15 protein-coding genes and 1 pseudogene are annotated in these 13,271 nt (G+C 55.8%); 9 read left to right on the top strand and 7 right to left on the bottom strand.

The window, feature by feature from the left end; all coding sequences use genetic code 11:
• Positions 1-324: 324 nt before the first annotated feature.
• The 6 genes from ACZ5FP_RS26755 to repA all read right to left on the bottom strand — a co-directional run bounded on the left by ACZ5FP_RS26755 (position 325) and on the right by repA (position 5,217).
• Entirely contained in the window at positions 325-738 is a 414-nt protein-coding gene (locus ACZ5FP_RS26755; RefSeq protein ID WP_464665000.1) for a PIN domain-containing protein, read from the bottom strand.
• Positions 735-983: a plasmid stabilization protein gene (locus ACZ5FP_RS26750; RefSeq protein WP_464664999.1), complete on the bottom strand. Its 249-nt coding sequence runs from the start codon at positions 981-983 to the stop codon at positions 735-737. Before ACZ5FP_RS26750 ends, ACZ5FP_RS26755 begins: the two co-directional genes overlap by 4 nt.
• A gap of 102 nt (positions 984-1,085) precedes the next feature.
• Positions 1,086-1,334, bottom strand: coding sequence for a hypothetical protein (locus ACZ5FP_RS26745; protein ID WP_464664998.1), 249 nt, complete (start codon positions 1,332-1,334; stop codon positions 1,086-1,088).
• A 71-nt stretch (positions 1,335-1,405) separates the two neighbouring features.
• A complete protein-coding gene (repC, locus tag ACZ5FP_RS26740; protein ID WP_464664997.1) occupies positions 1,406-2,782 on the bottom strand; it encodes a plasmid replication protein RepC in 1,377 nt (458 codons plus the stop codon).
• Positions 2,783-2,955: 173 nt separating this feature from the next.
• The gene (gene repB, locus ACZ5FP_RS26735) at positions 2,956-3,936 is read right to left on the bottom strand and encodes a plasmid partitioning protein RepB (protein ID WP_464664995.1); all 981 of its coding nucleotides are present in this window, start codon (positions 3,934-3,936) and stop codon (positions 2,956-2,958) included.
• 75 nt (positions 3,937-4,011) lie between these two features.
• Complete coding sequence (gene repA / locus ACZ5FP_RS26730; protein ID WP_464664994.1) at positions 4,012-5,217, bottom strand: plasmid partitioning protein RepA; 1,206 nt, start codon at positions 5,215-5,217, stop codon at positions 4,012-4,014.
• Positions 5,218-6,522: 1,305 nt separating this feature from the next.
• Between repA and ACZ5FP_RS26725 the strand changes: the two genes are divergently transcribed.
• Positions 6,523-6,912, top strand: coding sequence for a cupin domain-containing protein (locus ACZ5FP_RS26725; protein ID WP_464664993.1), 390 nt, complete (start codon positions 6,523-6,525; stop codon positions 6,910-6,912).
• Positions 6,913-6,995: 83 nt separating this feature from the next.
• Positions 6,996-7,316: pseudogene (locus tag ACZ5FP_RS26720) on the top strand (IS5 family transposase); the annotation flags it as partial.
• 334 nt (positions 7,317-7,650) lie between these two features.
• Here the strand turns inward: ACZ5FP_RS26720 and ACZ5FP_RS26715 are convergent.
• A complete protein-coding gene (locus tag ACZ5FP_RS26715; protein WP_464664992.1) occupies positions 7,651-8,004 on the bottom strand; it encodes a MarR family transcriptional regulator in 354 nt (117 codons plus the stop codon).
• A gap of 88 nt (positions 8,005-8,092) precedes the next feature.
• Between ACZ5FP_RS26715 and ACZ5FP_RS26710 the strand changes: the two genes are divergently transcribed.
• Genes ACZ5FP_RS26710 through ACZ5FP_RS26680 form a run of 7 tightly spaced genes read left to right on the top strand, consistent with a single transcriptional unit; the run spans position 8,093 to position 13,267 of the window.
• Entirely contained in the window at positions 8,093-8,629 is a 537-nt protein-coding gene (locus ACZ5FP_RS26710) for a hypothetical protein (protein WP_464664991.1), read from the top strand.
• A 3-nt stretch (positions 8,630-8,632) separates the two neighbouring features.
• The gene (locus ACZ5FP_RS26705) at positions 8,633-9,313 is read left to right on the top strand and encodes a lytic transglycosylase domain-containing protein (protein ID WP_464664989.1); all 681 of its coding nucleotides are present in this window, start codon (positions 8,633-8,635) and stop codon (positions 9,311-9,313) included.
• A 7-nt stretch (positions 9,314-9,320) separates the two neighbouring features.
• A complete protein-coding gene (locus ACZ5FP_RS26700; RefSeq protein ID WP_464664987.1) occupies positions 9,321-9,620 on the top strand; it encodes a TrbC/VirB2 family protein in 300 nt (99 codons plus the stop codon).
• Between the two features lie 3 nt (positions 9,621-9,623).
• Positions 9,624-9,962 (top strand): VirB3 family type IV secretion system protein, encoded by a 339-nt coding sequence (locus ACZ5FP_RS26695; protein ID WP_464664985.1) that lies wholly within the window; start codon positions 9,624-9,626, stop codon positions 9,960-9,962.
• A complete protein-coding gene (locus ACZ5FP_RS26690) occupies positions 9,934-12,336 on the top strand; it encodes a VirB4 family type IV secretion/conjugal transfer ATPase (RefSeq protein ID WP_464664983.1) in 2,403 nt (800 codons plus the stop codon). Before ACZ5FP_RS26695 ends, ACZ5FP_RS26690 begins: the two co-directional genes overlap by 29 nt.
• Entirely contained in the window at positions 12,336-13,034 is a 699-nt protein-coding gene (gene virB5 / locus ACZ5FP_RS26685; protein ID WP_464664981.1) for a P-type DNA transfer protein VirB5, read from the top strand. The genes ACZ5FP_RS26690 and virB5 overlap by 1 nt, the downstream gene beginning before the upstream one ends.
• A complete protein-coding gene (locus ACZ5FP_RS26680) occupies positions 13,031-13,267 on the top strand; it encodes an EexN family lipoprotein (RefSeq protein WP_464664980.1) in 237 nt (78 codons plus the stop codon). Before virB5 ends, ACZ5FP_RS26680 begins: the two co-directional genes overlap by 4 nt.
• Positions 13,268-13,271 lie beyond the last annotated feature (4 nt).

Raw genomic sequence — 13,271 nt, 5'->3', positions numbered from 1 at the left:
TGCTCTATCCGCCCAGCCATTTTTGACCAAGAAATGCGTTATCGGCATATATAACTGTTCGTTTTCTTATGACTTTCGAGTTTGTACAAACCCGTTACAATAGGGGTATTTGTCGATATAATTTTGTTTCGTCGACACGTAGTCCCGATATGTCGCCCTCATCGACATATCGGGACTATTTTCGTGAAGACAGCGATAGGTGCAAATCTCCAAATTGCGTGAACAGGACAACTTGGTGCCAAGTGTCTTTAGTAAACCGTACAACAAGCGCCTTATCTGCGATTGTCGAATACAGCTCCTGTCGCTTTATAACGACAACACAGATCAAAAATCCCAGGGGGATATCAATTCAAGACCAGTCGTGGTGAAGTCGGCCATGTTACGAGTAGCAAGACGGCCGCCATTGATGCATGCAATAGCAGCAATCATTCCGTCCGGCGCTGACATCCCCCGCCCCTGCTGACTTGCGACGCCCATAATCTTGCCATACGCAAGAGCGGCCTCTTCCGTCAGTCCAAATATCCGATCAGCAAAGCGTCGCCGCCAGTCTGAAAGACCTTGCTCCAGACGATCAGCCCGTTGATCAGGTCGAATTTTCTGAATACCGTAAGCAATTTCAGCGATGGTCACAGTCGGTAAAGCAAGTTCAGCGTCGTGGCGGATCAACCAAGCAATCACGGCGGGATCTGGGGACTTCTTTAGCGTCTCCGAAATCACGTTCGTATCGAGAAAAATCACAGCTCCAGGCCCGAATGAATCTGCCGATTTTCACGTATTAGGCTATCAAGGTCTACGTCGCTGCCGTAAGTCATTGCTATACGAGTATAGAACGTCGCCGCAGGCTCGCGCCCGGCTTCCCGAACTTCGTAGGATTCAAGCGCGCGTTCAACTATATCGGCGATTGAACGGTTCTCACGTCGAGCAAGCCGGTGTGCGAGATCACGAGCTCTGGCACTGCGCACAGATAATTGAGGTTCAGCCATATCAAATCTCCTTCAAACAATAACATAGCATGATAAGCACCAGCCATCAAGATGGCTTGTGCTAGCATGATGTCTAACATAGGGGGGGGCTCGCCCAAAGCATCAGCTTGTCTGTAAGCAATCTAGCGTGGCTGAATCCAGCCCGTTAACGCTGAGAGTGAGTGCTCTATCGATCACCGCTCGTTTAAGCAGTGGGAAACACAGCACCATCATCAGCATCGTTGCCCAGAACGTCCAACCGGATGCAAACGGGTAGCTCTCTGAAAGAGGTGAAATGTAGATAAAATCCAGTGATGGAAACAGTATTCCTGCGAACAAGAACATGAGCTCTCTTTGAGTAGGTTTGGTCATGTCGGTTCCTTGTTTGAAAAGCATGCTGAGGAAAGTGATGCTGCGTCTCCAATTATTAGTTGCTTCTTTCCTCATTCCAGCTGCCCCTTGACCAGCCTGACATGGGTGCCATTGGCCCTGAGCTGGGCGAGCAGCATCGGCCAGACGGAGAATTCGCCCTTGGCCGCCTTGTCGGTGAGGGAGCGGAGATAACCGCCGGCCGAATTGATTTGATCGGCCCTTTGCAGGATGCAGGCGATGGCAATGGCGGCGTTTTCCTGGCCGAGCACCGCACAGGCCTCCTCATAGGCGGACGGGCTGACGCCGAGCATGGAGCGCACGACAATGGCCGCGCCCATCAGTTCGGACCAGCTGGCAAGGCCGTTTTTGGCATAGGCCGCTATATCCGGACAGGCCTGGCGCACCAGTCCGAGCGGAACCGGCTTTGCCTCGAAGGCTTCCGCGCCTAGCCCGGAAAGATCGACGCTGCGGCCGGACATATCTGCCGGCAGCCCGGCGGCCTCCGGCATCCTCTGGTCCGGGCCCGGGTTTTCCGCTGCCTGGTCTTCCTCCTGCTCTTGCTGCGGTTCGCTCGGCAGATCCCCGTTGTGGTTGTGCGTGTCGGCTTGGCCTTGGTCTTTTCTAAAGCCAGGTTCAAGATCAGAAGTGGATTGGGTATTTGAATTTTGTTTGTGGCGCTCAGAATGAGACTCTTTGGCGCTTGTTTGTATCAAATTCAGCTTATCCTGCAACAACTTGGAGATCTCCAGCTGGATGCATTCCAGACCGTCGACAATCGGCTCCAGATCGCGGATCGTCGCCTGGCGGGGAATATCATCAATCACACCGCGAAACGCCGTGTAGTGGCCGTTCCAGTCGATGTCAGGCATTTCCTCAAAGCCGAGCTCAATCAGCTTGACGATGTCGCGGCGCAACAGCGTCACCTTCTCCTTCATCAGCTTCAGCTGCAGCCGCTCGGCCCGCACCGTCTGCGCCATGGTGTCGAACTCCTGCGCCCGCACCACCAATGGTGCCAGCGAGAAGCCAAAGGCCTCGCCGCCCTCCCCTGCCCCCGCTGTTCTGGCTTTGCGCGCATAGCGCTTGCCGTTGGGGCTGTCCTTGCGGAAAATCAGGCCGCTTTCCACCAGCGCGCTCAAATGCCGGCGCAGCGTTGCCGGCGCCATGCCGTGCGCGCGCAGCGACAGTTGCACATTGGACGGAAACACCACCAGGCCACCCGCCTCGCTGAGCTCGCTCTGCGGATAGAACGTCAGCAGCGCGTTCAGAACCACCAGCGCCCGGTCGGAAATCCCGATCAGCGCCCGCGCCTCGCATAAGGAGCGAAACAGCTTCCATTTGTCGACCGAAGCCTCTGGATCGACGTCGCTCGCCTGCGCCTGCGTTGCCAGCATGCCAAGCGACAGCGATCGCCGCCCGAAGGGCGTCGTGAATGCATTCCCCGACTGCATCGTCTTCTACCTTTCAATAGGCAAAAGAAATCCGCTCGCCCAAACGACGCCAAAATGTCTTGACACTGATTCCCGGAAATGCGATTCTCGACCTGCTAAGAATACGAGAGAGGCCTTCCCAGACAGAGATGTTTAGGTGGGCTTTTTTCTTGTGCGGGTTCTAGTCTCCATTGCTACTTTTTTGACTGCCTGAAAGTCGAATACAGGCTGTCCAAATTATTCGAAATCCATTCACCAAATGGCTTCGCATCCCTATCTGTCAGGTCAAGTGAAAACCCCTTCGGTCTTGGCCTACTCGTTACGCTGACCAACCTGTCATCGGGAATCCAGGCTCCCTGAGCAACCACACGCTTCGGTGCTTTCTGCTTTTTTGATGACTTGATGTGATTGAGAAGGAGATTAAAGCCTTCTTGGGTTCCAGCCTTGAAGTCCTTGGATCCAATATATTCGATTGCTTTGGTCGCATTGCCTGTGATCTGCACGAGCTTTTTCAGCTCCTCCCAGCGATCCCGACCGACGCCCTTTGCGGCACCGACTGCATCCAAGACAGTCGCTGGCACCGTGTCGACGACAGAGACCATTCTGGATAAGAGGGTATCATCGATAGTCAGAGCAGACTTTACAGTCTCCTTTGTCATCCCACTGTCCATGAGTTTGCGCGCAAACAACGCTTTCTCAATGAACGAAAGATCGGCTCTCGCCGTGTTTTCCTGGCCTTGCGCGAGCACATGTTCGATATCAGCCAGCGGCTTTATGATGGCCCGAACTTTGAATCCAAGCTCTCTTGCGACCTTTGCCCGTCTGTGACCGAACACGATCATATACCGTCTGGGATCATCTGGATGGGGACGCACCAGAATAGGCGTAGATTGTCCTGAGTGGCGGATTGCTTCCCTTAGTTCTAGATATGCCTCATCGTCCTCCCCAATTCGATCAGCGATGAAGGAACCATCAAGATCGCCGGGATCAAGCGAAACGACAGTTTCTCCGTCCAGCATCCGAATAGAATTTTCAGCAAGTTCATCGAGCGACTGCATCATTGAGCGGGATGCGCCACGCTTGGCGTACTCGGATCGGGCTCCGGACGGTGAATGCGCTGGTTGGTCCTCCGCCAAAGAAGCAGTTATGCTTGCTAAAAGGTCCTTTCTAGCCATCATTGCCTCCACAAATCGACCCTAGCGTTTTGAAATAACACGTAAAATTCACGTTCTGCACGGCTGTCAAAATCATTATTTGCGCCCCCATGCCTTATGAACCAGGGAAACGATCTCCGAATTGACCAGATTCAGGCTTTCTATTGCCCGCTCGTAGGTTGAACGCGTGAACTGACTCTTTTCAACTTCATAAAGAGTTTGCTTGGTAATGCCCGCATCCGAAACCGCAGTTGACTTTAGCATTTGGCTTTTGAGCATTCGTTTGTTGAAAAGCGCCTGCAGAAAACCAACCATCTGGGCCTGCGGCCCATCTGTCGGCTCATAGCGGGTCACAAGATAGCGAAACCACTTCAGCCTAACGGCAGCGCCCGCGCCCTTGATTGACTGAAGTATTCCGCCCAGCATCAGCAGAAACTGCGACATCGACATTACGTCCAGCATCTGGGGATGCACGGTAATCAAAACAGAAGTTGAAGCCGTAAGCGACGTCAGCGTCAAATATCCGAGCTGCGGTGGGCAATCAATGACAACGACATCATAGCGATCATCAACCTCTTTCAACGCCGAGGAAATGCGGGTGAAGAAAAGCCGTCCCTCCGGTGAACTCTTATTCGAGGCCGCCAGCGGGGTTTCATATTCATACTCTTGCAATTCCAGATTTGCTGGAACGATATCCAAGCCCGGAAAATTGGTGGGGCGAATAATGTCCCGGATCGATTTTCTATCTTCGTCGTAGCGCAGCGCTTCGTACAATGACGGATTTTTATCCAGTTCAGGTTGTATCCCGTGCAAAGCTGATAGTGACGCCTGGGGATCAAGGTCGATTGCCAAAACGCGATGTCCGGTCAATGCAAGATACTGAGCGAGATGCGCTGCAGTGGTGGTTTTGCCGGAACCACCTTTAAAATTCACGACAGAGATAACCTGAAGCGCTTCGCCATGCCGACGATGTGGGACATAGCGTTTAAAGTCCGAGCGGCCATGTTTGTCGAGATACTGTCTCAGCTCAAGCATCTGCTGGGCTGTATACGAACGCCGGCCAGAACCAGACACTTCAGGAGCGGGGCCCTTCCCCTCCAAATGCAGTTTCTTGATATGGTTTTGTGTCACACCAAGAAATTCAGCAACTTCCGCAGATGAAAATTGCCGTAGGCTTTTAAGCGCATTAGGAGGATACTGCTCCAGACGCAACATGTTCAATTTATCCGAGATGAGTTCTCCTTGTTCGAGAATCTCCTCATCAAAATCGAACTGAACTTCGTGATCGGGCAGCAAATTCATATTTGGTAATTTCCGGAATAACGCTTTTCTCAAGCGATGTGCTCGTGAAGCGTGATTAATCCCCGATTCGAAAGCAACAGCAAGAAGTTTTTGGTTAACAAAACCTTAACCACTTTTCCTCGTTGTTCGATTGTTAAATTTATCTAGCTCAAGCAGCAAATTGAAAACCAAGAATTTCCTGACACATGATCTTGAGGTATCGCCATAGTATCATTACATTTTTTCATGTTCTGCACGGCTGTCAACTTTTGATTTCAACTCCTTCAAATCTGACTCTCGGACAAAACGTATGTCGAGCCACACAACGTCAGAAAGCTGTTCAAAACGATTCCGTTCCCGTGCTGTGTCCCGAATTCAGTCCTGTGGGGGAAAGGAATTTCTGATTAACAGGGTGAGGGACATCAGTACCCTAGCCAAATTCCTCCGACCAGTGTCACGCTACCTGACAAGCCCCAAATGCGCTGTCGTGTGGCGCTGCCAAACGGTCGTGGGTATGCTCCGTCCAACACGCTAGCGCGAGCGCCACTTCTTACAAAAGCCGATGAAGGCCTTTCCGATATTCTGTTGGGCAAGATCGATACCTCCCTTTGCGCACCACATCCTGAACGCGTTCACCACATTTCAATAATGGGCGTCGAGTTAGGCGCAGCTCTCGCATCAAGTCCGCCCAAGACGACGACCACCTTATGGTCTCCAGCGGAAAGCCACGATTGAGCGTCCCAACCCAGATAGCAGCTCCAATTGACGTTGGTTCTTGGCGTCTACAAACACGAACAATGAGCGGCTGATCCGCAATTTGTCGTTCTGCCAGCGCTGAAGGAGCGTTCGGAATTAAGCGCCTGGGCGGATGACCCACCCGCCGTCGGCGCGTTGCACGGAGACGGCGAGAGCGGTAATCGCGGTGTCGGCGCAGAGATAGACTTCTGCTTCACGCGATACTTGCGCATTGATCGCTGCAGCGACGCTTGGCTGGCCCCGTGTCGCTGAACCCTGTCCAACTGTCGAAGATTAACGGTATGTGCTTCTGAAGGGCGAGGCAGGCTGACCGAACAAGCCCCAGAGATACCTCACCGATGTCATCAGCGAGGCGCACACCGCGCGTTGGATCAACCCAAACATCCGACTGGCACCCTGCTACTCTCCTTCCGGAGGCTAAGCCGTGAACCCATAAACGCGAACGGCTGAGATGGGTGAAGAGCCGTCCTTTGCAATTGTCTACGGCGCAGCGGAGTATGGATGTCAGCGACACGCCGACATTTGCGAGCGATCCACGCTCCGTGGTATTCTGCTAGTGGAGGAGGGATCATGCAGATTGTCGATCATAGCCTTCAGCCGACTGAAGAGTGGCGTCCCGGCGTGTTGACCAGGATGCAGGTTTCTGCAGTCACCGACGCTGCAGCGCTCTGCATCTTCGAACAGTGGGTGGAACCGGGAGCTGGCACACGGTCTCACACCCATCCTGTCGAGGAAGTCCTGACCGTCCTGGAAGGTCAAGCCGAGCTCTGGTTGGGAGATGAAAGCGAAACGGTGTCAACGGGACAATCCGTTATCGTGCCGGCTGGCAGATGGCACGGGTTTCGCAATACCGGAAGCGCGACATTGCACATGCAGGCAATATTGGCCGCGCCAACGTTCGAGGCCTCATTCAAGGAGCATCCCGAGGTGATGACACACTGGACCACTGCAAAAACATAGTCCGCCATTTGCGATGTCCGCAACGAAGTTGTTTGCCGAATAGCTCCTTTCACATCGCACAGGATTCTGATTCAGGGCTCACCATGAGCCGATATGACCTTACGGACTTTGAATGGCGCGTGATCGAGCCGCTGCTGCCCAACAAGCCAAGAGGTGTGCCGCGTGTTGATGATCGGCGCGTGCTGAACGGCATCTTCTGCGTGCTGCGATCCGGTGCGCCTTGGCGCAACCTACCCGTGCGCTATGGCCCGCGCACCACCTGCTACAACCGCCTCGTACGATGGCAAAAGGCAGGCTTTTGGGATCGGCTGATGGACGCTGTCACCGCTGCCAATCACGGTGACATCCAAATGATCGACAGCACCTCCGTTCGCACCCACCAGCAAGCCGCGACGGCAAAACAGACCCGTTCCCCGAAGTAGCGTTTCGACTTGATAGGAATTGGGGCTTTTGCGACTATACGACTGTTGCTGCCGGTTCTCGTCAAAGAGCCTGCTTTTCAGAATCCCGTTCTTCAATGAACCGACCTTGGAAGCATCAACTTCCGAGGTCATTCTGTTTTTGTCGCATGGCTTCTCCATCAACACAGTTTGTCTATGCGAAACGAATCAGTCTGCCATTTCAGGCGGGTGAATTGCGCTTCGTGTATGCTTACACGGTCTAGCACAAGCAATACTGTGCGTTTTTGCAGCATTATGGACGTAGCTTTTGCAACGAATGCGAAGCGCGCCGGACCCGTCACGCTCGGTAGACGCCGCCGAGCTTTTCGAAGATCTCTGGCGCGATCTCGTATTGACGCGCCTTGCCGCGACCGATCGAGGTGCGGCCCCAGGACTCTTTCAAGAGGCCGCGCACGACGAGCGGATCAATCGCTTCTTGCGCCGCTTTCCTAGTCATTCCGGTCACTTCCGTAACGTTTGTGATGGTCAACGCGGTGTCCGCTTTCTGAAGGGAGTAGAGCAGGTTCATCATGCCGAGCTGACGAAGACGCGAATTTGGCGTCTCATTGGGGAGGTGTTTCGACATGATTTCGTGCGTTGTCAAGGTCGCAAAAACCGTATTGTGCCAACGGCTCTCTAATTGTCTTGGCATCTTCTTTCCTATGCGTTATCGTGTAGTATGAAAAGATGGAGAATTCGCCTCGGCAGCACGCCAAGGGCGGTTTTGACGAGGACATCGCATGAAAAACGTATTCATTCGAGCACTTTCCAGGATTTTACTATGCGTTTCATTGTATACCTTTTCGACATCCATAGCTCGTGCAGATGACTGGGGTTGCCAGGTTCTCCTATGCCTTTCCAACCCTAGCGGCGCTACGCAGTACAGCGAATGCCGCCCACCTATTGAGCGGCTGTGGTCACACTTGGCGAAAGGTCGATCCTTTCCGATCTGCAGGGGTGTTGGCTTCACCGCGTCCAAACCCCGCTATGAGCCCTATTTCTGCGACGCCGGGTTCCAGCTGGTCACCAGGACCGGCGATCGTGGGCACAACGAAGTGAGCTGCGCGGCTGCAGAGCCGAAGGCCGTCAGCGACGACGTTTGCAGGAGCGATCGCAGAGGGGGAGGGGGCGGCGCGCAAGGATCCGGCCACTTGTACTTCGAAGATGGTCGGCGGGTGTGCAAGGTTATTGTGACTGCGCGTCCACATATCAGAGAACAGCCGAGATATGTCGATGTCACCATCGACGGCGCTGGTCGCCAACGCGTGTGGTTCTAACCCATGCCGGTCGCCTTTCTCGAACTCGCACAGCAATGTGCGCCACAGATTGCTCCGGAGACGCTCGCGGCCATCGTCAGCGTCGAGAGCGGGTTTCAGCCCTTTGTGATCCGCACCAATTCCGATCGTCCGTTCGCCGAGCAACCCGAAACAAGAGCGGAGGCAATCGAGGCGGCAACAATGCTGATCGCGGAAGGCCACGACATCGATCTTGGCCTCGCCGGCATCAATTCAGGCAATCTTGGACGGTTGGGGCTTTCGGTCAGCGACGCATTCGACCTCTGCCTGAACCTGAAGGCAAGCGGGTCGCTGCTCGATGGCTATTACCAAGTAGCGCTGCAGGGCGGAGCAACGGCCGGGCAGGCCGAGACCGTGATGCTGCGATCCTATTATGGCCACGGCGACACCTTGGTCGGCGAGATGGTCGGCTACGACGGCAAGGTGCTGGCAGAACGCAAGCGCCTTGCCGAACGTCTTGAGACTATCGAAATCGCGGAAGGCAATGCGAACGAGCGCGCACCGCGGGAACGGGGAGGGGGAGGGGAGGCCATCGCCACTTCGACCGAGGCGGTCACAGGGGAGAAGGCGTTGGAGCGCACGCGGAACGCTGCCCCGCGATGGGACGTATTCAATCCAGGACGGCGATCCTCCGTCCTGGTCTTTTCCAACGAGCAAAAGGAGTGAAGAGCATATGAGCCTATCTGCACGCATCAGGCCGATCGCGACCATCGCGACGATGGCAACCGCGTTCTCACTTGCCTTGATCGAACAGAGTTTCGCCCAGACGGGCGGAATTGAGAGCGTGCTTCAGAACATCGTCGACATGCTGACCGGCAATGTCGCAAAGTTGCTGGCGATTATCGCGGTGATTATCGTCGGTATTGCATGGATGTTTGGCTACCTCGATCTTCGCAAAGCCGCGTTCGTGGTGCTTGGCATCGGCATCATCTTTGGCGCGACTGAAATCGTCAACACGATCTCCGGCGGCTAGCTGATGAGCGGAAAGATCGTGCTGGAAGTAGACACCCTGTTCCTCGCCTGCACCAGGCCGGCGATGATCGGCGGGGTTACGATGGAGGCGATGGGGATCAACATGATCTTCACGACGATCCTCTTCATCGTGGCTGGTTCGGTGGCCTATGCGCTCGTCGGTCTCGCCTTCCATGCTCTTTTCAAAGCGATCGTCAAACACGACCACAACATGTTCCGGGTTCTGCTAGGTTGGGTCGAGACGCGGGGCAGAGCGCACAACACCGGCTTTTGGGGCGGATCGAGCCTTACGCCGATGAGGCTCGTCCGGCGCTATGATGAAAGGGACCTCGGCTTTGCCTAGTACCGCCATCGTCAAGAGCCGCGAGCTCGAACCGGAGACTTTCATTCCGTATGTTCGCCATGTCGACGAGCGGGTGATCGCGCTCGATTCCCGTGCCCTGATGGTGGTCATCGCGCTGGAAGGGGTTTCCTTCGAGACGGCAGACACGCTCGACCTCAATGCACTGCATCGCGATCTCAACACGCTTTACCGCAATATTGCGGACGAGCGGCTGGCGCTGTGGACCCATATCATCCGACGCCGCGACAATGAATATCCCGACGGCGCTTTCGAAAATTCCTTCTCGCGCACGCTGAACGACAAGTACCGAGCCCGCATGATCGATGAGGACCTGTTCCGCAACGATCTCTATCTCAGTCTTGTCTGGCATCCTGGCCGGGATGCCGCCGAGCGGGTGGTTGCGTTCCTGTCGAAGCTGCGCAAGGCGCGGCGGCGTGGCGTTGAACTGGACGAGGATGCGCTCAAGCATCTTGATGACGCGATCGTCAACGTCACCGCCGGTCTGAAGCGCTTCGGGCCGCGGGTCCTCTCGTTGCAGGAACGCGATGGGCTGATCTTCTCCGAACCGAGCGAGGTCCTGCACCAGCTCGTCGGCGGCCGCCGTGAGGCCGTGCCGCTGACCGAAGGGCGTGTTTCTTCGGCGATTTATTCCGACCGCGTGATTGTCGGGCGCGAAACAGTCGAAATTCGGCATGAAGCTTCGAGCCGCTATGCCGGCATGTTCGGCTTCAAGGAATATCCGGCGCGCACGCGCCCCGGCATGTTCGATGGATTGCTCACCGTTCCCTACGAGCTGATCCTGACGCAGAGCTTCTCCTTTCTGTCAAAGTCGGACGCCAAGACGGTGATGGGGCGCAAGCAGAACCAGATGGTCAGCGCCGGCGACAAGGCGGGATCGCAGATCGAGGAGCTTGACGACGCGCTCGACGATCTCGAGTCGAACCGCTTCGCGCTCGGCGATCATCACCTGACGCTCACAGTGTTTGCCGGCTCGGTAAACGCACTTACCGACAATATGGCCAAGAGCCGGACGCATCTGACGAATGGCGGAGCGGTGGTCGCCCGGGAGGATTTAGGGTTGGAAGCCGCCTGGTGGGCGCAGTTGCCCGGCAATTTTCGCTACCGCGTGCGCTCCGGGGCGATCACCTCGAAAAATTTTGCGGCCTTCTCGCCGTTTCACTCTTATCCGATCGGCCAGCGCAACGGCAATGAATGGGGCCCAGCCGTCGCGATGCTGAAGACCGCATCCGGCTCGCCATTCTACTTCAACATGCATTATGGCGATCTCGGCAACACCTTCATTGGCGGACCGTCCGGCTCGGGCAAGACGGTTTTGCTCAACTTCATCCTGTCGCAAGGCGAAAAATTCGACGCCCGTATCGTGTTCTTCGACAAGGATCGTAGCGCCGACCTTTTCGTGCGCGCCGCTGGCGGAACCTATCTGCCACTGAAGAATGGCCGCCCGACAGGCTGCGCTCCCCTGAAGGGAATGGAACTGACGCCGGAGAACAAGGTCTTTCTGGCGCAATGGGTAGCCAAACTGGTTGATTCACAGACCCGCGAACTTTCCGTCGCGGATGTTCGTGACATCGCTCACGCGATTGACAGTCTCGCCGATTTGCCGGTCGAACGCCGCACTATCGGCGCGCTGCGCACTTTTTTGAACAACACCGACCCTGAGGGCATCGCCGCGCGCCTGCGCAGATGGGAGAGGGGAGGGCCGCTTGGCTGGGTCTTCGACAATGTCGTCGAGGACATCGGCTTGGGCGAATTCGGTGTCGGTGGCAAGTTCGTCGGCTATGACATGACGGACTTCCTCGATAATGAAGAGATCCGTACGCCGCTGATGGCATACCTGTTTCATCGGGTCGAGCAACTGATCGACGGGCGCCGCATCATCATCGTCATTGATGAATTCTGGAAGGCGCTCGCCGACGAGGGCTTCCGCGATCTTGCCCAAAACAAGCTCAAGACCATCAGAAAGCAAAACGGCCTGATGCTGTTCGCCACGCAGAGCCCGCGCGATGCGATTAACTCCCCCATTGCCCACACGATCATCGAGCAGTGCCCGACACAGATATTCATGCCGAATTCTCGCGGCAGCCGCACCGACTACGTCGATGGGTTCAAGCTCACCGAACGCGAATATGAGCTGATCGCACGGGAGCTTTCCAACGAAAGCCGCCGTTTCATCGTCAAACAGGGCCACAACAGCATTGTTGCCGAGCTCAATCTCAGTGGTTTCGGCGATGAGCTGGCCGTGCTGTCCGGTCGCACCGCTAATATTGAACTCGCCGATACCATTAGAGCAGTTGCCGGCGACGATCCGGAAGCCTGGCTTCCTCTCTTCCAGCAGCAAAGGAGTGCAGGCTGATGCATATGGGCAAATCCATGACGGCGGCCGCCGCTATCCTCGCTTTCTCGGCCGGTGTTGCGAGCGCTCAGGGTGTTCCGGTGATCGACAAAACGGCCATCCTGCGATGGGCGAGCCAGCTGGACGCGATGAAGGAGCAGTATGACGCGCTCAATCAGCAAATCACGCAAGCCGAGCAGTTGTTCGGATCGCTGAACAAGCTGACGAACATGGCCGATGTCGCATCGCTCTTGAACAAGCCGGAAATCCGCAAGGCGCTGCCACAGGATTTTGCGGCAATCGAAAGCCTGCTTGGTGGTAACGGCTCGGGCGCATTCGGCGATGCCGCGTCGAAGTTCCGCGAAAGCAATTCGACCTATCAGACGTCCGCCAATGATTTTTACGCCCAGGAGCTGGCACGCGTGCAGAACCGCAATGCCGGACAGATGTCTCTCGGCCAGCAGATCTATGATGTGGCAACAAAGCGGATCGACGGGATCGATCAGCTGCGCCAGCAGATCTCGTCGGCGAGCGACGCCAAGGACATCGCCGACTTGCAGGCCCGCATCCAGGCCGAAAGCGCGTTCCTGCAGACCGATCTCCTTCGGATGCAGGGCTTGCAGATGGTGCAGCAGGCTCAGGCCCAGGTGGAAGGGCAACGCCAGACCGAGGGCTGGCGCAGGCGGATCGACACGATGAATTCGGCGCTCTCCAAATGAAGCGCTTTGCAGTGTGCGGCATCACAGCATTGCTCGCGGCGTGTTCAGAACCGCCACGGGAGACGGTTATTTCCGTCAGCGAGTTTCTCGCCGACGGTGATTTGCGGACCGATCACATCACAAGATGCCGGAACAATTTAGGCGGCCTGGGGCAGACGCCCAACTGCCGCAATGCCGAAGTGGCCGAAGGCAAGGCCAGGCTCGATCGCATGAACAGGGCGCTGGGGGGATAGCGTG

The sequence above is a fragment of the Phyllobacterium sp. T2-21 genome (assembly GCF_055378485.1).
Note: the sequence above shows the minus strand (reverse complement) of the source record. Positions and strands in the feature narration are given on the sequence as shown.